The sequence below is a fragment of the Reichenbachiella sp. genome (assembly GCF_039941815.1).
Lineage (GTDB): Bacteria > Bacteroidota > Bacteroidia > Cytophagales > Cyclobacteriaceae > Reichenbachiella.
On the sequence record NZ_JBDVDW010000065.1, the window covers coordinates 602,615 to 621,905 of the forward strand.

A 19,291-nucleotide genomic window follows, 5' to 3' on the forward strand; every position below is an offset into this window, starting at 1 on the left:
CTTTCGGGGCAATCAATGATCGGAAATTGAAAATATCACTTGCTCACCAAGATACTATCAGGCAAAATTTCTTGATAGTTAGGACCATGCTCCTGAATAAAATCCAGATACAATTTTGACAATTGCCTACTCCATTTCTCAAAGGTACGGAGTTGGCCATAATTGGAATTGACAATGGCTTTGGCATGCTCATCCATTTTAAACTCCACACTATTCATCGATTGTAAGTAGGCGACCCCGTTGCTCTGATACATTTCCTGAAAGGCATATATATCGGACAGCTCGAGCAGCAACTTCAAGTCAAAATCTTTGATGGCTCCAGTGCTATTAGCCACGTTCCAGGCCGAATTACTCAGCAGGGGTATGTTGAAACCTAATGAATAAGGCATGGCTTCACCCTTATCGAATGAGTCTTTGAAAACTTTAATTTCAGCCATACGCTCCTGATAGGTAGTGATCTCATCAGCTACATCTAACTGATTGACATGAATCTCCAAAAACACATTAAGGAGGGCCTTCTCTGCTACCCGCTGTTCTGCCTCAGCTTCACGCCAATGATTCAAACCCAATGCTAGCAATACTGCAAATACGACTGAAGCAAATTCCATCAGAAGTTTACCAATCCATGCACTTTTATTTCCCATGTCTATAGATCCAAATGTTTGATTTTCTCCACCAGCACTTCGTTTATTTTTTGATATGACTCAAACGACCATCCTCCAACATGCGGTGTCAACAGCACTCTATCTTCTCTGATGAGCTTGTTGAAACTGACTGCTTGCTCATCGGTGAGAAAGCTCAACTTCTCATTCTCCAGTACATCCAATGCGGCGAGCCTTACCGTCCCATGATCGATAGCCTGCAATAGATCTCCAATTGGGATAATCTCTCCTCGTGCTGCATTGATCAGTACAATTGGCTTTTTGAACTGTTGTAAATAGCTCAGATCCACCAGGTTTTTCGTTTCATTTGTCAACGGCACATGAATACTAAAAATATCAGCTTGTTCGAATATATCCTCCATCGAAGCCTCTTCAGCATATAGGTCGCCGTATTTCTTTTTGTACTTGTCATATGCAATAACTCGGCAACCAAAGCCAGAAAGTTTCTCTGCTACAGCACTACCCATATTACCATAACCTAACAAGCCTACGGTCTTACCTCCGATCTCAAACCCTCTATTGCCTTCACGATCCCATACCCTATTGCGCACTTCCATGTCAGCATGTCGCAGATTGTTGGCCAGGCTAAGCAACATCCCGAGCACATGCTCACCCAGAGCGTCACGATTCCCTTCCGGGGCATTTATTATTTCTATATTTCTGGACTCCAGATACGCCACATCCAATTGATCTATCCCCGCGCCAGCACGAGCGATAAACTTCAGCTCTTTCTGGCCACTTAGTAGTACTTTGTCTATGGCTGTTTTACTTCTGACCACCATTCCAACATACTGTTGTGGCAGGTTGATTATTTCTTCGCGCGAAATATTCGGACAGTAGTCTGGCTCAAAGCCAAGCTTTGTTAGCAATGGGGAAATGCTCTTGTGCATTTCATCTATAATAAGTACTCGCTTGTTGGACATGTCTTAAAAACCGTAGAGAAAATGAGCGACTAAAAAATACACCGTCAATCCCAATAGGTCATTCGCTGTAGTGATAAATGGACCGGAGGCCATTGCCGGATTGATCCCTACTTTGTCCAGTATCAATGGTGTAATGGTGCCCATAAATGAGGCCAGAAGTACAACACTAAATAGCGCAATAGAAACTGTGCCGGCCATCGCTTGATCGGAGGTAGAGAAAATAACAATACCAAAGACAATCAGCGCCAAAATCAGTCCATTTACGATGGCTACAAAGAGTACCTTTACCATTTTTTGCATCATAGAGTCTTCGAAGGCGTTGTAGCTAGCCAATCCTTGTACTACAATGGATGACGACTGTATCCCCACGTTGCCTCCAGTCGCTGTAATCAGCGGAATAAAAAAGGCCATGGCTGGAATCAAAGCAATGTCCCTTTCAAAGAGACTAATAAATTTTGCGCCAAGCAATCCTCCCACCAATCCGATCACTAACCAGGGCAGTCGTGCTTTGGACAAGACCCATACGGTATCATCCTCTTCGACATCGCCAGAGATACCGGCCATCATCTGGCGTTCTTCTTCAGCTTGCTCGGTGATTACATCCATGGCATCATCGATGGTAATCCTGCCTACCAGCTTTCCTTTCACATTGACCACAGGAAGGGCTTCCAGGTCATACTTTTGCATAGTCAATGCCACCTCTTCTTCATCCGCATGAGTACCTACCGAAACTATATCGTCTTCGTAGATATCTGCTACCAGTGCGTCTGGTTCTGAGAGAATGATTTTTTTTAGCGAGACGCGACCTAGCAGTCTACCTTCGTTGTCTACTACATATACGGAGTAGATTTTCTCTACATTTTCTGCCTGTTTACGGATTTCTTCTATACACTGCTGAATGGTCCAGTTCAGATTGGCGCAGATCATTTCCTTGGCCATCAATCCGCCAGCCACATCTTCTTCATAGCGCAGCAGATCGAGTATATAGCCTGCCTTCTCCTCATTTTCCACGGAGGCTATCACTTCTTCTCTCTTTTCGATCGGCAGCTCATTGATGACATCTACACCGTCATCCGAATCCATTTGATCTACGAATCCGGCCAGTTCTTCTGATGTGAAGTTCTCCAGAAATCTGGATTGCCTGTCTTCTTCTAGGTTGACTATGATTTCAGCACCGATCTCTACATTAAGGAGATCAATGACAAATTTGGTGTGCTCTGCATCTAGCTCACGAATCAATTCGGAAATATCAGCGGGATTGACTCCTTCCAGTGTAGATTTGATAAAATCTACATCAGAGGTCTCGACCGCTTCAGTAAATCGATCGAGATAATCTTTTGATAGTTCAAATTCCATGTAATTAGTCATGACCTTCTATCAGTTTAGTCAATTCGATAAAATCTTGAACGGAGAGCTGTTCGGCCCTTTTATTCAACACCTCCAAATCATTCATCGATTCGGGCAAATTTAGGCCTTTTAAGGCGTTGCGCAAGGTTTTCCGTCGCTTTTGAAAACCTTCCTTTACTACTCGTTTAAACAAGGTTTCGTCGCAGTCCAGATGTGTCACCTTGTTCCTTTTTAGGCGAATTACACCGGAGTTTACTTTGGGTGGAGGATCGAATACATGAGGCGGAACAGTAAACAAGTACTCTATGTCATAATAGGCTTGAAGCAAAACACTGAGTATGCCGTATGTCTTATTGCCTTCCTTGGAGGCAATTCGTTCAGCCACCTCCTTTTGGATCATACCAACTACATGATCCACTTGATCTCTGTGCTCCAATACTTTAAAAAAAATCTGAGAGGAGATATTATATGGAAAATTGCCAATAATGCTAACCGGGGTTTCTCCAAACATGGCTTTAAAATCAGTTTTGAGAAAATCAGCGTGCAAGATTTCTACCTCTTTGCCAATATATCTATGGTTGAGGTATGCAATGGACTCCTGATCCAAATCCATCAGCACCAATTTTTTGATGTCGGCATTGTCTACCATGAGATCGGATAACACGCCGGTACCTGGGCCAACTTCAATCACATGGTCTGGATTGGTCACATCAAAAAGTCCCTTGACAATATTTGAAGCTATGTTTTGATCTTTGAGAAAATGCTGTCCTAACTTCTTTTTCGGTCTTACTCCGGCCATTGTAGATGCAATAATTTGATTTATAAATAGTGCTGAATCGTGTTTGATTCTCTAATCGATTGAGAAAAACGGTTGTCAAATTTTTATCTACCTTATCTCAGGGATTCCGAGTAAATTGCAACCAATTTTAAAAACAATACATATTTAAATGTAGGTGATCCTAATTCCAAAGTTAGGAAATCAGCTCATTAAATTTTGATATTTGACATGGATAAAGAATCTAAAAGCCATAAAGAAAAACCACTCATCGGAATCACCATGGGTGACATCAATGGTATCGGGCCGGAGGTGATAATTAAAGCACTTGAAAATAGTCGAATCACCCAGCATATGACACCGATCATCTATGGATCTACAAAAGTTCTTTCTTTCTATCGAAAGCAATTGAATCTCGATAATTTTAATTTTTCGCCGCTGAATGACATATCTAAGCCTTATCATAGAAAAGTAAATGTGGTCAATTGCTGGGAAGAGCAGGTAGAGATAAACCCAGGCCAGGACAATGCCATAGGCGGAAAATACGCACTCAAGTCTCTGGAGGCTGCCACCAATGATCTAAAAGGCGGGCATATCAGTGCGCTTGTGACCGCTCCGATCAACAAACTGAATATCCAGAGCGACACTTTCAAATTTGCTGGACATACAGAATACCTGGCAGAAAAGGCGGGTCAAAGCGAAAGCTTGATGTTTATGATTTCAGACACGATGAGAGTAGGCGTGCTTACCGGCCACATCCCTCTCAAAGATGTACCCGCTGCAATAACCAAAGAGGCGCTTGTCAAAAAACTAAAGATGATGACAAAATCTCTCAAACAGGATTTTGGCATCACCAAACCGAAAATAGCTGTACTTGGCCTCAATCCTCATGCCGGTGAAGAGGGGCTTTTAGGCAGCGAGGAAAAGGAAATCATCAGGCCGGCCATCGACGAGTTCAAATCCAAAGGTCAAATTGTAATGGGGCCGTATCCTGCAGATGGATTTTTTGGTGCAGGAGATCATAGTAAGTTTGACGCGATACTGGCTATGTACCATGATCAGGGATTGATTCCATTCAAGAGTTTGACTTTTTCTACAGGAGTTAATTTCACTGCCGGACTTCCATTCGTACGGACTTCTCCAGATCATGGCACTGCTTACGCAATTGCTGGCAAAAACCAGGCTGATGAAGGCTCTATGCGCACAGCCATATTCGCAGCACTGGATATCGTAAAATGCCGAAAGGAAAATAAGGAAGACTGAAGACATGCAGATTCACTGGATCAAATCCAACCCCGATAGTACAAGTATAGGTCTTGCCGAAATAGAGGAACAGGACGAATCACTATTGGAATCTAGCCCAGAGTTGGATGCGCTTCATCCTAAAAAACGTAAAGAATTCTTAGCCTCGCGAGCTTTGCTCAAAACCATGTGTGAGCAACTCGACATACCTTATCAAGGAATCCGGAAAGATGATTTTGGCAAACCACACCTTATCGACTCCTCCTATCATATTTCCATCTCTCATAGTTATCCAATGGTAGCTTGTGCAATTCACCCGAGTCGTTCTTGTGGGATAGATATTGAATCTGCAAGGCCGCAACTATTAAAAATCAAACACAAATTCTTAAACCCTCAGGAATTGGCTGTCTGCGGTGATGATTTGAGCAAGCTCTGCTTGCATTGGGCTGCCAAAGAGACACTTTATAAGATTCATGGACGCAAAAAATTGATTTTTACCAAAGAACTAGCGGTTCTATCAATCACCTCCAAAGAGATCAAATCTCAGATCATCCTGGATACGCATACTGAGAATTACATACTTAAAAATGAGTATTTTTTGGAATATTCTCTGGTTTATAGCGTTTGATTCTTGCGCTTCATGATGAAAAATCAATAAAGTTTATAACTTTATCCAAGCAGCCTCAAAACACCAAGTATGAACCGTAGACTCTCCCTCATTTCAATGGCCCTGGCTGTCAACTTTTATGGCTATGCTCAAGGTTTGGTCAGTAAAGATTTACCCTTGTACAATGTAGTCACTGAGAAAGAAATTACGATTGAATCTTTTTCCTCCCACACCGCTGTAGTATTAGTGTTCACCAGTATCCATTGTCCATACTCAAAACTGTATAAGGATCGCATCTCTGCATTGTCCATGAAATACGAAGATCAAAATGTACGATTTGTGCTGATCAACTCGAACGCTGCCGATCCTGCCAACAAGGAAACTCTGGCTCACATGAAAGCAGAAGCCCAGACACTTGACAATATCTTATATTTTGCTGATCGAAAGCAGCTGATCAAAAATGCTATGAAAGCAGAAAAAAACCCAGAGGTTGTCATTCTCATTCCTTCGGGCAAGAACTACAGAAAAATCTATCAAGGAGCCATCGATGACAGCCCACAGTCTGAGACATTAGTAAGGAAGAACTACGTGCAGGTAGCTTTGAATAACTTCCTCTCCACCCAGATCGCTGTCGCCGATTATCAGCGCCCAATTGGTTGTAGAATCAGGTGATTTTTTTATCTGGCTGCTTTTACCAATCAAAGATTCCTTGCTTTGAACTTGAGAACGTTGATAAGAACTTTGATAATAGCAATTAACTCATGAGGTCATTATATTGAGCTAATTAATGAACATGGAAAAACATAAGTCTGCCGACCTACTGATACTTCCGTTTAATCAAAGAAATAATAATATTGAATTCTACTTAATCTTTTATTACGACCATCAAAAAACTTTTTCCAAGTTAAATTCAGAATAAGTAGTCGCTAAATGTTTTCGAGGTTGATACCTTCTAAGAAGAGTGCAATGGATATATTCACCTTATAATTAATAAAAATCTGAAAGTGTACCTTATGAGTAATATCGTGGCAATCATCCCAGCCAAGGGAAAAAGTACTAGGGTCCCCAAAAAAAATAAACGGGATTTTTGTTTCACCAATTTGGTTCAGATTAAAATAAAACAACTTAAGAAAGTTCGTCAAATTAATGAAATAATAGTTGATAGCGACGATCAAGATATCATCAATATAGCAAAAGCAGAGGGTGTATCTTTTCAGACGCGCCCAGATGATCTGAGTATGACAAATTCATTATGGAGTGATGTGTTTGATTATCTAATCAAACCTTATACTGATGAGCATATACTTCTCAGTTTTGTTACCACTCCATTCATTACGCCAATTATATACAGTGAAATGATTAAAGTTTATTTAAATAAGTTGGAGTCAAATGATAGCTGTCTGGCAGTTTCAAAAATCCAAACTCACCTTCTAAAGTCAGATGGCACTCCACTTAACTTCCAATTTGGAAGAGCTCATAAAAATTCTGAAGATCTGGATTATTTTTATGAGCTCCTGGCTGGAGCTTATCTAATCAACACCATTACAGCTAAGCATCATAAGTATCATATTGGGCAAAACCCCCAACTATTTGTATTGGACAAAATTAATGCGATTGATATCAATGTGAAAGACGACTGGAATCTGGCTGAGGCATTATTGAAAGGACTAGGTGAAAATTATTTGTATGATACTAAAAGTTGCTGAGTTAAGCTATAACCACCACGGTGATGATGAAATTTTGAAGACACTAATTGGTAAAGCCAGTGAAGCTGGAGCGACTCACATTAAATTCGAAAAGCGGGCAAAAGAGAGTTATACAGAGTTTAAGTCAAATAAACAATTGTTTGAATTATCAGATGAACAAATTGACCTTCTCATTGAGATTTGCAAGAAGTTTGGTTTGGGGTGGTTTTGCAGCGTCCGAGATATCTCCTCTGCTAACGCAATAGCTAAATTCAAACCTAAAAAAGTGAAAATAGCCTCCAGAGAAGCTCACAGTCTGGATTTTATAGCATCAGTTATCAAAATCTTTGAGGACCAAGTGGAGTATGTAATTTCCACTGGTGGTTTAACACTTGAGCAAATTCAGTTGATTCATGATTTAATGGATGAAAATCAAATATCAAGTAAACTCACATTGGTTCATTGCGTCTCCAAGTACCCCCACAGCAATGATGAGAGTAATATCAATCGAATAAAATACCTCAAGCAAACTTACGCCTGTAAAGTTGGTTATTCAGGCCATGAATCTGGGATAGAGCCTTCTATATTTGCGGCCATTTTAGGAGTCAGCTATATTGAAAGACATCTAGCTCTGGATCAAACTGACGTTGTTAAAAGTAACGTGAATTATACTGATGAAAAGTGTACATTGACCCCAACGGAGTTTCAGCAAATGTGTAAATCCATAGATTCGTTCGTCAGGTTAAAAACACTACCGCTACGAGATATTCCATTGGACGATGAACTAAATAGGCTGCGTTTACAAAATATTCGATAGGCCAATTAATAATTCTACCCATTACTGAATAATTATTCTTTGAACAAAAGAATACCTGGTAGATTCACTTTTAATCAGGTACATGCCTTTTTCTAAGTTGTTTAGATAAAATTCAGCTTTTCCGTCAACCGTTTTTTGTGATAAGACCAATCGCCCATAAACGTCGTATAAAACCAAATTATCATCTTCAGCTGACTCAACTGTCAATAGGCTAGATGTTGGATTTGGATACACGCTAATGAATTCTTCGAACTTGCCATTCACATCGAGGGTGACACCCGAATCGTCGATTTCATCATAGCTTGCTCCTGCAAATCATCCAGTATCATCTTCTTTGAGATGGGCAGGGCTCATTGTATGTAGCCTCTAAAATTTCTGAAAACGTTTTTGGCCCGTGAGCCTCGAAGGTTTGTGCATTGATCTTACTTGTAATCAATAATATGCTGATAATAAGTAGCCTTTTCATAATTTCCTGGGGAGTATTATTATTGAGAGTAATTGAATCAAACATTCTCTCATAGCCATAAAGCGAATAACTCATAGCATGCCCTACTCTAAGGTACTTCACCTATTTTTATAATAGTTAATCATAGGTATCTTTGGATTGCATCACTAAATGAGTTTGCGTGCGATGAGTTTAAAAGTAATCATTACAGGTGCCACCGGAATGGTCGGAAAAGGTGTGCTTTTGGAGTGTCTGGATCATCCGGGTATAGAAAAAGTATTGACAATTGGTCGAACCGAACTGGATATGTCTCATCCGAAACTATCTGAATTAATTCACAAAGATTTCTCAGACTACAGTAATCTTGAAGCTGATCTTACCGGCTATGATGCATGCTATCTATGCATGGGTGTCAGTGCTAGCGGTCTATCTGATGAGAAATACTACGAGCTAACCTATGGTTATACTTTGGCACTTGCCAAGGTTCTCTACAAACTAAATCCAGGTATGACTTGCACCTACGTATCAGGAGAAGGAACGGATTCGACGGAAAGCGGCAGGTCGATGTGGGCTAGAGTGAAGGGAAAAACTGAAAATGATCTACTAGCAGTAGGTTTCAAAAAAGCCTTCATGTTTAGACCAGGCGCTATTATTCCTCTCCGTGGGATTAAGTCTAAAACCAAAGCCTATCAGTTTGGCTATGACTATTTTATGTGGTTGATCAAATTGATCAAATGGCTGGCTCCCAACGCTGTGGTCAATACAACCCAGATTGGTCTGGCCATGATCCATGCGACTATTGAAGGTGCTGAAAAAAATATTCTTCGACCTAAGGATATTATCAAGCTTTCTGAAATTTAACCCTCATTCTAAGTACGGTGTTTATTGAACCAGATAATATATTTGCCGATTCAATGTATAAGGTGATTGTTCTAAGCAAATTGATAAAATCGATATGACTCGAAAAACAATTAAATATTTATTTGTAATACTTGTGATTTTGGTAGTCAGCACTACTGTCGGATTGACCTACTTTTTCTATGCGAACGAAGCGCCGATTACCAAAGGCAAAATCTCTTATAACGTAACCTATAAGAATAACCTATCACTGGACATCTATCACCCAACTAATATCCTCTATGACAAATCACCGCTCGTACTTTTCGTGCATGGCGGGGCCTGGATTGCTGGCAGAAAAGAATCTATGAATGTCAATCGCGTGAATGGTGCGATCAATAAATTGAGAGATCATGGCTATACGATCATTAGCATAGAATATACTTTGGCTAGAGACAAAAAAACACCCTTTCCGGCGTGTATAGTTGATGGTTTTGATGCCATTCAATGGATCTCCAGCCATGCTGATAGTCTAAACCTAGACATGGACAACTTTGGTATCATGGGAGAATCAGCCGGAGCGCATATTGCTATGATGAATACAATCACTAATCCTGCAGATTTTGGGTTATCACATCCTAAGCTGGCGATGGATTATATGATTGATATCTACGGCCCAAGTGACTTATACCGACTATATCGATCCGAATCTTTAGATAGTATCATGACCATGATCAAAGAGCTCCCCAAACCGATCAATCAGCATTTGAATTTGGCTCACCGGGTATTCGGTTTCGATCCTGAAGTGGATCAGGAAAAAACAAAATCGTTTGCCGATCAATATTCTCCTGTAACCTACCTCAACGATAAAATACCACCAGTACTTATGATTCATGGTGATGCAGATCAGGTGGTGCCGTTGGATCAGTCTATTTCGTTGAAGTCACGACTAGATAGCCTGGGTATAGAAAACGAGATTCATATACTAGAAGGCACCAATCATGCGTTTATCGGGGCTGACGACACGCAGAAGGCCGATATTCAGCGTTGGATCTTTGATTTTATTGAGAGTCGTCGATCTGCAAAGAGTCAGGACTAATCTCCTACCAGCAACTATTTTCTACAAAAATCGAAGTTTTAGCTATCAGCCCTTACCTTTATATTTAAATAAGAACAGTCTAATCATGAAGATATATCCAAGTAACCCGTGGCACAAAGTAGCCGTCGGAGATCACAATCCTGATATTGTAAATGGCATCATTGAAATACCTCAGAATACACGTGCCAAATATGAGTTGGACAAAGAGTCTGGCTTGCTTATGATGGATCGAGTGCTATACTCAGCCATGTACTATCCTGCCAACTATGGTTTTATACCTCAGACCTACTGTGACGATAAGGATCCTTTGGATATCGTTGTGCTTTCTCAGATCGATATTGTACCGTTGTGCATCGTTTCCGCCAAGGTAATCGGTGTCATGCGCATGCTGGATGGCGGCGAAGCGGATGATAAAATCATCGCTGTCGCAGAAAACGATATGAGTGTCAACTATATGAACGATATCGCTGAACTACCACCTCACTTCATCAAGGAGCTGAAAAACTTCTTCGAAGACTACAAGAAGTTAGAAAATAAGACCGTTGAGGTTGAGGAGTTTCAGGATGCAGCCACAGCGAAAGAAATTATTCTGAAAAGCATGGAGGACTATAAAAAGTTGATGTCACTACAAGTGTAACCATACCACTCACCTGCCATGACTGAAATACTCATTCCCACCTTAGCCGCACTGATAGGCACAGCCTTCGGTGGACTGATCACTTACCTCACACAACGCCAGCAGCAACGTCACGATTTTCAAGTCCTACAAGAGACTCACAAAGCGGAGCTACATACCCTCAAAGAAACCCAAAAGGCAGATTTACAGATATTGAAAGAGACATACAAGACCGATTTTATGGCAGAAGAGACGGCCAAGCATTTTCTCAGCCATAAGACTCATATCGATCGCTCTTTTGAGATCTTACAAAAGCATCTGGGCGGCTTTGAAGAGAACGAGCTAAGAAAAATCCTGGTGCGTGCTGGTGCGATTCGGATTTATCGCGGGAAAGAGGAGTGGTGGCGCCTGCTGTCAAGAATGGATGAATACATCGAGCGAAAAAAAAGCAAAAAGTAGTTCCTCTTTAATTACTTCTGAATCCTGTGCAGCTCTACCTATCATATAAAATAAGGCTACTGACTACTGCCCATGGTAACTCCAATATTTAGCAATAATTCGTATCTTGGACTATATCCATCAGTTTAGTCCAGCCCTATAGATTAATAAAGTCATGCTCATTGCCAACATCACTGCCATCACTTTACTCCTGGTGTTTGCCATTGCCTTGTGGATCACCAAACGTAGGGCTATTGCTGACATTTACTTGATGTTGATCATTTTCACTTTTACTGCCTATTTAGTTTCAGATATCTGGGTCAACCTGGCGCTCAACCGATGGAGTTTTGCCTTCCACAACCTCACGAGCTACCTGATGTTTCTGCCCTTCTTCTTTTATGCCATGCTTTTGATCACTGGTCGGTCGCGTATTAAAAAATCATGGTTGTGGTTCACACTATTTCATGTGGCCTTTGCAGTATTTGCCGTTCTGGATATATTTATTCTCAACGACTACTCAAATGAGGACATTCGTCGAACTTACCTTGATCCGCCATGGATGTACCATTTTTTCTATAAAGGGCTACATCTTTATATCATAGGCGCCATGATTTGGTTTTTGTTTCGCCTCAGACATTACCAAAGAAAAATCAAAGATTTCTACTCAAACGTGGAAGATGTAAAACTTGACTGGATCAAATATTTTGCATGGATATATATCATAATTTATAGCACCTCACTCATCACTTTTCTGCTGCTTAATATTGGCCTGATTTCAGACATCAAGATTCCATATCTTTTGATCAGTGTACTGATGGTAATATCGCTATTTGGGCTGATCTACAAAGGTATCAAGCAATATGCTCAGGCCAACTTTGCCGAGGTGGGTACAACCAACACTGAGATTGAAAATGAAAAATATACTACCTCTTCACTCAGTGATCAAGCTGCCGATGAGCTCTTTGATAGAATCCAACAGCTTTTCAAAAATGAAAATATCTTTCACAATCCTGAATTAAAAGTGCAAGATATCGCAGAAAAATTGGCAGTGACCAATCATAATATCTCTCAGGTGCTCAACCAAAAGGCAGAAAAGACCTTTTATGAATTCGTGAATTCTTACAGACTCGATTATTTTAAGGAGCTACTGGCAGACCCGGAGAAAAGACGATTTACCATCCTGGCTTTAGGTATGGAAAGTGGATTCAACTCCAAGGCTTCACTCAATCGTGTCTTCAAGCAGCAACTTGGCCTCACCCCCAGAGAATACCAGCAAAGTACCATGGCCTCCTAAAAGGTCTCATATTCTTATTAATAGGTCTCAAATCAGCGGATGAAGCGTTTGCTTATATGAGTTTTATGTGATTTGCATCAAAACAATTACTAAAACCATGAAAAAAACATTCCTAATTATCGCAGCGTCTATCTTATGCAATAGTTCATTTGCACAAACAGACAAGACTTTCGAAAATCGTGTAGCTCTACTTTTTGGAACCAATCAGTTGATGGTCGATGGCTTCAATATAGAAGGCAATATCTTCTTCAAACGATTGGCTTTCGACTACTCGCATGGCGTATCTCTAAACCTTGACAACAACCTGCTCTCTGGAGCAGCCAAAGATCAAGGTCTGGCAGTACACCTTCCGTATACCACCGGATTTGGTGTGGGATACAGAATCAACGAATGGCTAAATCTAAGAGCCGAACCAAAGTGGCACAAGTTCGAGCTTTACTATGACGGAGAGACTCAGAATAGTACGAATCAAATCGCTTCCTACAGAACTTTTACATTAGGTCTGGGTGCATATGTGACCTGGCTACCATTCAAAAACAAGGAGAATCTACTTAGAGGAATTACGATTGCGCCTAGTCTGAGATACTGGCCAAAGGTCAGTGATACAATCGATGGGTCATTAGATTATGACAGCCAGATCACCGGACAAACGGAGACCCATGATGCCTTGGAAGTTGGACTTGCAAATACTCCTTGGATCGTTAATGTAAGTATTGGTTATTCCCTGACTTTCTAAAGATGAGGAGCAAACAATTGATAGTGGCAATAGGAGTTCTTGTTGCCGCTATCATTCTTATCTGGTCTAGTCCAATCTTTGAATTGACAGGGAATTGGAATTACCTAGATGAAACGTTCAATACCTAAGTATTGGAGATTTATCAGGAAATGTGCTACGCTGACAGCATGTCACCAGCTTTTGGCTTGGCAAAGAAATTGCTGTTTGGAGGTAAAATTCCACAGATATGAAAACATTTGCCGTTGTTCTAACGATACTTGGACTGTCGATATTAGGGTTCATGATTGTAAAGGGAAGTAATCCTGATACTACAAGATCAGCCATATTTATGCATCCCAGCAACTTTGAGAAGCCGCCTATAGAACAGGTGATTAACAAAGAAGAAAAGAAGACAAACATCCCAAAGCTGGAAGACTTGATAAAAGAAAAGAAGTCTAACTAAAGATTACGGATCAAAGCGATGAGCAAATATCCATTCGCTGGCCTCACTCTTTTCTCGATTTTTGATACTTATAAACTTATCAATGGTAGTGTAGATCGAATCATTTTTTGATTGACAAAAATCCAAAAGTTCATATTAAACTTGAATTATTGAAACCAGAGTTGGAGTTCTTACGATTATGAGTGCATAACAACTGCAAACTTATGATTAAAAGAACCAAATGGTTTGATAGAAAATTCGCAACCATTGACGACAGCTCATTGCTCATAGACATAGTCGAACGACTAGAAGGCACAGGCCTGCGCATAGAGCACAAACTTCACAACAGCGGAAGTGCTTATCTACAATCAACGGCCAACTATAAATGGTCCATTAAAAAACAGGTTGGGCATCTGGCTGATCTTGAGCCTCTATGGCTGAGACGAGTCCAACAAATTCGTGCTGGCGAAGCTGATTTAGTCGCTGCTGATCTCACCAATAAAAAAACAGAAGATGCCGAACACGACTCTAGACGAATCAAAGACTTAATCGCAGACTTCACTGAGCAACGCAAAAAATTGATCTCCGAACTACGAGCATGTACCGGTGCCGAACTGGATCATCAGGCCAAACATCCGCGACTAGGAACGCCAATGAAGCTCGTCGATCTGGCGTATTTCGTGGCCGAGCACGATGATCATCATTTGGCCTCTATTCACGAAATGCTCATGCAAAAATGAGTTAGTCCTTTCCAATTCCATTCATCCAATCTATTATGAACTTCACTAAAACCAATAATCTTGTCGGCTGGCTGTTATTCATTACCAGTGCAGCACTCTATCTATTCACCATGGAATCTACGGCCTCGTTTTGGGACAGTGGAGAGTTTATAGCAGCCAGTCATAAGTTGGAAATTCCCCATCCACCTGGTGCTCCTCTGTTTTTACTGATCGGACGACTGTGGAGTATGCTGTCCTTTGGACAAAGTGAATGGGTAGCTATGGCAGTAAATGCACTCAGTGCTGTGACTAGTGGGCTGGCTGTGATGTTTTTATACTGGAGTATTGTAATGCTTGCGGCGAAAGTGACCGAAAAAATGGAAGCAAAACCTGCTCCCATTCTTCTGATCATAAGTGGAGTAGTAGGCGCCCTCTCCTTTGCATTTTCAGATTCGTTTTGGACCTCAGCCACCGAAACCGAAGTGTACGCCTTTTCGATGTTTGTAACCGCATTGGTATTTTGGGCTATTCTCAAATGGGAACGCCAAGAGCATCAATCTGATCAAAACAAATGGTTGATTCTGATTGCCTACCTGATGGGGCTTTCGGTCGGTGTACACCTGCTCAATCTGCTTGCTATTCCGGCGATCGGATTGGTCTATTATTTCAAAAAATACGAGAAGCCGACCTGGTTGGGTGGCTTATTCGCTTTAGGCGTATCCGTACTTATCCTTGTGGGAATCTTGTATGGACTGGTGACAGGTGCAGACTTCGCCAAAAGCCTTGAGATATTATTTGTCAACAGTTTTAATCTGCCTTTTGGCTCAGGGGTAGCTATACTGCTTATCGTATTACTGGGAGGCTGGATATATGCACTGAATTATACACAAAAGAGAATTTTAGCCACGGCAAATACGTTTGTCTTGGCACTGGGTTTTGTGGCGATTGGATATTCCTCCTACACTATGATTTTGGTACGGGCAAACAACAACCCTCCCATCAATCAAAACAATCCGGATAATATCCTGGGTCTGATCTATTATCTAAACATGGAGCAATATGGAACACGCCCTCTTCTCTATGGCAAATACTTTGGTGCTCCGGTAGTAGATCAGCGAAAGGGAAAACCCTACTATGAAGTGGGAGAAGACAAATACGTGGTGAAAGATCATAGAATGGAGTACGTATACAGAGACGAAGATCAGATGCTCCTCCCCCGAATGCATAGCAATAGCATGCCTCATCATGCCGCAGCCTATCGGAGACTAGCAGGTTTGAAAAATGACGAGAGACCTGATTTTGCAGATAATATGAGCTTTATGTTTTCGCAGCAGCTGGGCCATATGTATTTCAGGTACTTTCTTTGGAACTTTGTAGGAAAGTCTGGTGGTCAAGAGGGTGCTTCATGGCTGGGACCGTCAGGTGATATGGAGCCGCTTCCTGCCTCGCTAGCCAACGATAAAGCAAGAAATAACTATTACATGCTGCCCCTACTCCTGGGTTTGGCCGGCCTGCTGCTACTACTCAGACGCGATAAAAAATTGCTTTATGTCACTGGGATGCTTTTTATCATGACAGGTGTGGCCATTGTCATCTATATCAACGCCCCTCCTGTAGAGCCTAGAGAGCGAGACTACATCTATGTAGGCTCCTACTACGCCTTCTGTATCTGGATAGGTCTGGGAGTGTTGAGTATTTTCAATCTATTGAAATCAATCCCGAAAATCACATTTCATCGTGCGACAATTGCCACTGGAATATTTTCGTTCGCCGTGCCAGGTATCCTGCTTTTTCAGAATTATGATGATCACGATCGTAGCAATAGATACCTAAGCGTGGATCAAGCCAGGATGATGCTAGCCTCTTGCGATCAGGATGCTATTCTATTCACCGGAGGAGACAATGACACCTATCCGCTATGGTATGTGCAGGAAGTAGAAGAATTCAGAACAGACGTGCGAGTCATAGTCATGAGCTATGCAAATGCAGACTGGTATGTCAATCAGTTTTATCAAAAGATAAATCAATCTGCCCCTCTGCCCCTGGCACTATCGCCAGAAAGCTATAAGCAAGGCGGACTAAATGATTATTTACCACTGGTTAAAAATCCAAAAATCAATGGAGCTATCAGTGCGCGTCAATACCTCGGATTAATTAAAAAAGAAAGTAAGGCACTACAAGCCTCCGCCGGATGGTCTAGTCTCAATACTACACCATCGGATAGCTTCTACGTGAAAACCAATCTCGCTGAGGTAAAGGAAAAAGTACCCGAACGCCACCACCCAAAGATGACTGAAAAATTAGAATTCAAACTTAAAGGGCGAGGATTGGAAAAAAAGGATTTGGTGATTCTGGATCTGATTGATTCCAACGAATGGAAACGACCCATTTACTTTAACTATACCTCGCTCAATAGTGTCAATTTTGAATTGCGCAATCATGTGATTCAGGAAGGTAGCGCCTATCAGCTCCTACCTGTCAACAATCCTGCGGATGATTCGGTGCTGATCGACGAGACGAAAATGTATGACCGATTGGTCAGAGAAGAGGCATGGCGAGATCATAAAAGCGAGTCACCCTATTATTCTCCCTATTATAAGGGAATGCTGATGGGACAGCGCCAGCAATACAACGAGCTCGCCAAGGTACTGCTGGATACCGGACAAAGCGGCAAGGCTAGAGAAACGTTGCAGTTTGCACTAAAGGTCTTCCCGGAAAGACTGGCTCCTTATGATATGACCCATTTGGAAACCACAGACTTACTGCTACAGCTCAATGAAATATCAACAGCAGATCATATTTCGGATACCCTGGCTGCCCAGTCCGTCGATTTTCTCGATTACGCACTGGCCAACGAAGCTGCCGATCCTCAGCAAATTCGAAAAGAGCTCTATACTCTGCGTGAACTGGCGGTTATTTATTATCAAAATGAGTGGTCAGAGCGCAGTACAGCTTTCGCTGAAATGTTCGAAAAGTATATGCAACAATTTGATAGCTAATATTTAAAAAATATACCACTTGGTATATTTTTTAAATATTTTTGTTTAGTATTGCCTTGCTATGTTGACCAAAGCTGAAAAAACGACCCAGTTTATTCTTGAAAAGGTAGGACCCTATTTCAATAAGCACGGCTATACTGGCACGAGTCTATCGGCCATTACTCAGGCTACAGGCCTCACCAAAGGAGCCATCTACGGCAATTTCAAAGACAAGGAGGATCTGGCACTACAGGCATTCAACTATAATATCAGACGCGCCATGAGCAAATTGCGAGATCGCATGAACATGGAAGCTGATGGACTCACAAAATTGAAAGAAATCACCAGATTTTTCAGAAAGTACTATGCCGATGAAAAATTACACGGTGGATGCCCTATGATCAACGTAGGTATCGACTCACTGAATCACAATCATACGCTATATCTGAGAGTGGTAGAAGTGATGAACAAACTCATCCAAAAAATCGCAGATATAATAGATCAGGCTAAGACAGAAGGTACTATCAAATCAAGTATTGATTCCTTGAAATACGCCAATCAAATCTATGCGCAAATACAGGGTGGAATATTTATAACCAGCATGCTCAACGATGAAAACCATCTCTCAGAATTGATGAATCACGTGGATCGCATGATAGAAACCGAAATGAGAGCTTAAAAAAATTTTAACTAAAATATACCGATTGGTATAATTACTACTATGATAAAACTAATCCAAACTTACTTCAGAACGGTATCCTCAATAGCCCCAAAGCTAGCAGGAAACCAAGCATTCGAATTGTTCCAACGCCCTTTGAACAAGAAGGTCAGATCCAAGGAGCTTTCCTTTTACAAAGTGGCAAAATCATTCAAAATCAAACATTATCTAGAGGATATCCAATGTTTTGAATTGGGCAATCCTTCAGGGCCAATGGTGCTACTCGTGCATGGCTGGGAATCCAACGCAGCGAGTATGTCTGCCATTGGATTAAAATTAGCTGAGGAAGGACACCATGTGATACTTTTCAACTTACCAGCACACGGTTTTTCCAAATTGAAAAAGGCCAATATCAAAATGTGTAAGGAGGTATTTCTTGAAGTCATCAATCACCTGAATCCAAAGCAGCCATTCTCGGTGGTTTCTCATTCGTTTGGGTCGGCGGTCACAGCCTACGCTTTGTCTAAAACCAGTCATCAGGTAGACCAATTGATATTTTTGACCAGTCCAAACAAGATCACTCAAATATTTCAAGACTTCTCTAATTATGTAGGATTGAACAAAAGGGCCCATCAGCAACTATGCCAGCGTGCTGAAAATATTCTCCATGAGCCACTGGAAGGTGTGAGAGTGGATCAGCTCAGCGATAAAATCAGGTACAATCACCTGCTTCTCATACATGACTCTTACGATAAAATACTGCCCAAATCCAACTCTATCGCCATTTACAATCAATGGCCAAAATCAGAAATTCAGTTGCTCGAAAAAACCGGACATTACAAAATGCTCTGGACTGATCAGGTCATAGAAAAAGTAGTGAATGCACTGAAAGAAGGTGATAAGAAAAGAATCAAGAGCCTCTATGCCGTGGCCTTTTAATCCGAAAAAATTACCGGCTGGGTAAGCCCAATTTGGACAAGTTTGACATTTGC

At 41.3% G+C, this 19,291-nt stretch carries 20 protein-coding genes; 16 read left to right on the forward strand and 4 right to left on the reverse strand.

Annotation, left to right across the window (positions count from 1 at the left end; all coding sequences use genetic code 11):
• Positions 1–35: 35 nt before the first annotated feature.
• The 4 genes from ABJF11_RS19690 to rsmA are packed head-to-tail and all read right to left on the reverse strand — an operon-like array spanning position 36 to position 3,731.
• Positions 36–644, reverse strand: coding sequence for a hypothetical protein (locus tag ABJF11_RS19690; RefSeq protein WP_348121944.1), 609 nt, complete (start codon positions 642–644; stop codon positions 36–38).
• Positions 645–646: 2 nt separating this feature from the next.
• Positions 647–1,585 carry an NAD(P)-dependent oxidoreductase gene (locus tag ABJF11_RS19695; RefSeq protein WP_348121945.1) on the reverse strand — a complete coding sequence of 313 codons (939 nt, stop codon included), beginning with the start codon at positions 1,583–1,585 and terminating at the stop codon, positions 647–649.
• Between the two features lie 3 nt (positions 1,586–1,588).
• Positions 1,589–2,953 (reverse strand): magnesium transporter, encoded by a 1,365-nt coding sequence (gene mgtE, locus ABJF11_RS19700; RefSeq protein ID WP_348121946.1) that lies wholly within the window; start codon positions 2,951–2,953, stop codon positions 1,589–1,591.
• Positions 2,946–3,731: a 16S rRNA (adenine(1518)-N(6)/adenine(1519)-N(6))-dimethyltransferase RsmA gene (gene rsmA / locus ABJF11_RS19705; protein WP_348121947.1), complete on the reverse strand. Its 786-nt coding sequence runs from the start codon at positions 3,729–3,731 to the stop codon at positions 2,946–2,948. The genes mgtE and rsmA overlap by 8 nt, the downstream gene beginning before the upstream one ends.
• Positions 3,732–3,938: 207 nt before the next feature.
• On the opposite strand from rsmA, the gene pdxA reads away from it, so the two are divergent.
• The 16 genes from pdxA to ABJF11_RS19785 all read left to right on the forward strand — a co-directional run bounded on the left by pdxA (position 3,939) and on the right by ABJF11_RS19785 (position 19,238).
• Positions 3,939–4,970 (forward strand): 4-hydroxythreonine-4-phosphate dehydrogenase PdxA, encoded by a 1,032-nt coding sequence (pdxA, locus tag ABJF11_RS19710; RefSeq protein WP_348121949.1) that lies wholly within the window; start codon positions 3,939–3,941, stop codon positions 4,968–4,970.
• Between the two features lie 4 nt (positions 4,971–4,974).
• The gene (locus ABJF11_RS19715; protein WP_348121950.1) at positions 4,975–5,577 is read left to right on the forward strand and encodes a 4'-phosphopantetheinyl transferase superfamily protein; all 603 of its coding nucleotides are present in this window, start codon (positions 4,975–4,977) and stop codon (positions 5,575–5,577) included.
• A 69-nt stretch (positions 5,578–5,646) separates the two neighbouring features.
• On the forward strand, positions 5,647–6,228 hold the full coding sequence (locus ABJF11_RS19720) for a thioredoxin-like domain-containing protein (RefSeq protein ID WP_348121951.1): 582 nt from the start codon (positions 5,647–5,649) through the stop codon (positions 6,226–6,228).
• Positions 6,229–6,569: 341 nt separating this feature from the next.
• Positions 6,570–7,262, forward strand: coding sequence for a hypothetical protein (locus ABJF11_RS19725; protein ID WP_348121952.1), 693 nt, complete (start codon positions 6,570–6,572; stop codon positions 7,260–7,262).
• The gene (locus ABJF11_RS19730; RefSeq protein WP_348121953.1) at positions 7,243–8,058 is read left to right on the forward strand and encodes an N-acetylneuraminate synthase family protein; all 816 of its coding nucleotides are present in this window, start codon (positions 7,243–7,245) and stop codon (positions 8,056–8,058) included. Before ABJF11_RS19725 ends, ABJF11_RS19730 begins: the two co-directional genes overlap by 20 nt.
• A 631-nt stretch (positions 8,059–8,689) precedes the next feature.
• Complete coding sequence (locus ABJF11_RS19735; protein ID WP_348121954.1) at positions 8,690–9,364, forward strand: NAD-dependent epimerase/dehydratase family protein; 675 nt, start codon at positions 8,690–8,692, stop codon at positions 9,362–9,364.
• A gap of 94 nt (positions 9,365–9,458) precedes the next feature.
• Entirely contained in the window at positions 9,459–10,439 is a 981-nt protein-coding gene (locus ABJF11_RS19740) for an alpha/beta hydrolase (protein ID WP_348121955.1), read from the forward strand.
• Positions 10,440–10,524: 85 nt separating this feature from the next.
• On the forward strand, positions 10,525–11,076 hold the full coding sequence (locus tag ABJF11_RS19745; protein WP_348121957.1) for an inorganic diphosphatase: 552 nt from the start codon (positions 10,525–10,527) through the stop codon (positions 11,074–11,076).
• An 18-nt stretch (positions 11,077–11,094) separates the two neighbouring features.
• On the forward strand, positions 11,095–11,514 hold the full coding sequence (locus ABJF11_RS19750; RefSeq protein ID WP_348121958.1) for a hypothetical protein: 420 nt from the start codon (positions 11,095–11,097) through the stop codon (positions 11,512–11,514).
• Between the two features lie 154 nt (positions 11,515–11,668).
• Complete coding sequence (locus ABJF11_RS19755; RefSeq protein ID WP_348121959.1) at positions 11,669–12,787, forward strand: helix-turn-helix domain-containing protein; 1,119 nt, start codon at positions 11,669–11,671, stop codon at positions 12,785–12,787.
• Positions 12,788–12,884: 97 nt separating this feature from the next.
• The gene (locus ABJF11_RS19760) at positions 12,885–13,523 is read left to right on the forward strand and encodes a hypothetical protein (protein WP_348121960.1); all 639 of its coding nucleotides are present in this window, start codon (positions 12,885–12,887) and stop codon (positions 13,521–13,523) included.
• 226 nt (positions 13,524–13,749) lie between these two features.
• The gene (locus tag ABJF11_RS19765; RefSeq protein WP_348121962.1) at positions 13,750–13,965 is read left to right on the forward strand and encodes a hypothetical protein; all 216 of its coding nucleotides are present in this window, start codon (positions 13,750–13,752) and stop codon (positions 13,963–13,965) included.
• A 203-nt stretch (positions 13,966–14,168) separates the two neighbouring features.
• Positions 14,169–14,684: a DinB family protein gene (locus tag ABJF11_RS19770; protein WP_348121963.1), complete on the forward strand. Its 516-nt coding sequence runs from the start codon at positions 14,169–14,171 to the stop codon at positions 14,682–14,684.
• Positions 14,685–14,719: 35 nt separating this feature from the next.
• Positions 14,720–17,662: a DUF2723 domain-containing protein gene (locus tag ABJF11_RS19775; RefSeq protein ID WP_348121964.1), complete on the forward strand. Its 2,943-nt coding sequence runs from the start codon at positions 14,720–14,722 to the stop codon at positions 17,660–17,662.
• Between the two features lie 61 nt (positions 17,663–17,723).
• On the forward strand, positions 17,724–18,320 hold the full coding sequence (locus ABJF11_RS19780; RefSeq protein ID WP_348121966.1) for a TetR/AcrR family transcriptional regulator: 597 nt from the start codon (positions 17,724–17,726) through the stop codon (positions 18,318–18,320).
• Positions 18,321–18,362: 42 nt separating this feature from the next.
• Complete coding sequence (locus ABJF11_RS19785; RefSeq protein ID WP_348121967.1) at positions 18,363–19,238, forward strand: alpha/beta hydrolase; 876 nt, start codon at positions 18,363–18,365, stop codon at positions 19,236–19,238.
• Positions 19,239–19,291 lie beyond the last annotated feature (53 nt).

What these genes read in the sequence shown, in the direction of transcription:
- ABJF11_RS19690 (WP_348121944.1), bottom strand. Translation starts at nt 644, where the DNA reads ATGGGAAATAAAAGTGCATGGATTGGTAAACTTCTGATGGAATTTGCT.
- ABJF11_RS19695 (WP_348121945.1), bottom strand. Translation starts at nt 1,585, where the DNA reads ATGTCCAACAAGCGAGTACTTATTATAGATGAAATGCACAAGAGCATT.
- mgtE (WP_348121946.1), bottom strand. Translation starts at nt 2,953, where the DNA reads ATGACTAATTACATGGAATTTGAACTATCAAAAGATTATCTCGATCGA.
- rsmA (WP_348121947.1), bottom strand. Translation starts at nt 3,731, where the DNA reads ATGGCCGGAGTAAGACCGAAAAAGAAGTTAGGACAGCATTTTCTCAAA.
- pdxA (WP_348121949.1), top strand. Translation starts at nt 3,939, where the DNA reads ATGGATAAAGAATCTAAAAGCCATAAAGAAAAACCACTCATCGGAATC.
- ABJF11_RS19715 (WP_348121950.1), top strand. Translation starts at nt 4,975, where the DNA reads ATGCAGATTCACTGGATCAAATCCAACCCCGATAGTACAAGTATAGGT.
- ABJF11_RS19720 (WP_348121951.1), top strand. Translation starts at nt 5,647, where the DNA reads ATGAACCGTAGACTCTCCCTCATTTCAATGGCCCTGGCTGTCAACTTT.
- ABJF11_RS19725 (WP_348121952.1), top strand. Translation starts at nt 6,570, where the DNA reads ATGAGTAATATCGTGGCAATCATCCCAGCCAAGGGAAAAAGTACTAGG.
- ABJF11_RS19730 (WP_348121953.1), top strand. Translation starts at nt 7,243, where the DNA reads ATGATACTAAAAGTTGCTGAGTTAAGCTATAACCACCACGGTGATGAT.
- ABJF11_RS19735 (WP_348121954.1), top strand. Translation starts at nt 8,690, where the DNA reads ATGAGTTTAAAAGTAATCATTACAGGTGCCACCGGAATGGTCGGAAAA.
- ABJF11_RS19740 (WP_348121955.1), top strand. Translation starts at nt 9,459, where the DNA reads ATGACTCGAAAAACAATTAAATATTTATTTGTAATACTTGTGATTTTG.
- ABJF11_RS19745 (WP_348121957.1), top strand. Translation starts at nt 10,525, where the DNA reads ATGAAGATATATCCAAGTAACCCGTGGCACAAAGTAGCCGTCGGAGAT.
- ABJF11_RS19750 (WP_348121958.1), top strand. Translation starts at nt 11,095, where the DNA reads ATGACTGAAATACTCATTCCCACCTTAGCCGCACTGATAGGCACAGCC.
- ABJF11_RS19755 (WP_348121959.1), top strand. Translation starts at nt 11,669, where the DNA reads ATGCTCATTGCCAACATCACTGCCATCACTTTACTCCTGGTGTTTGCC.
- ABJF11_RS19760 (WP_348121960.1), top strand. Translation starts at nt 12,885, where the DNA reads ATGAAAAAAACATTCCTAATTATCGCAGCGTCTATCTTATGCAATAGT.
- ABJF11_RS19765 (WP_348121962.1), top strand. Translation starts at nt 13,750, where the DNA reads ATGAAAACATTTGCCGTTGTTCTAACGATACTTGGACTGTCGATATTA.
- ABJF11_RS19770 (WP_348121963.1), top strand. Translation starts at nt 14,169, where the DNA reads ATGATTAAAAGAACCAAATGGTTTGATAGAAAATTCGCAACCATTGAC.
- ABJF11_RS19775 (WP_348121964.1), top strand. Translation starts at nt 14,720, where the DNA reads ATGAACTTCACTAAAACCAATAATCTTGTCGGCTGGCTGTTATTCATT.
- ABJF11_RS19780 (WP_348121966.1), top strand. Translation starts at nt 17,724, where the DNA reads ATGTTGACCAAAGCTGAAAAAACGACCCAGTTTATTCTTGAAAAGGTA.
- ABJF11_RS19785 (WP_348121967.1), top strand. Translation starts at nt 18,363, where the DNA reads ATGATAAAACTAATCCAAACTTACTTCAGAACGGTATCCTCAATAGCC.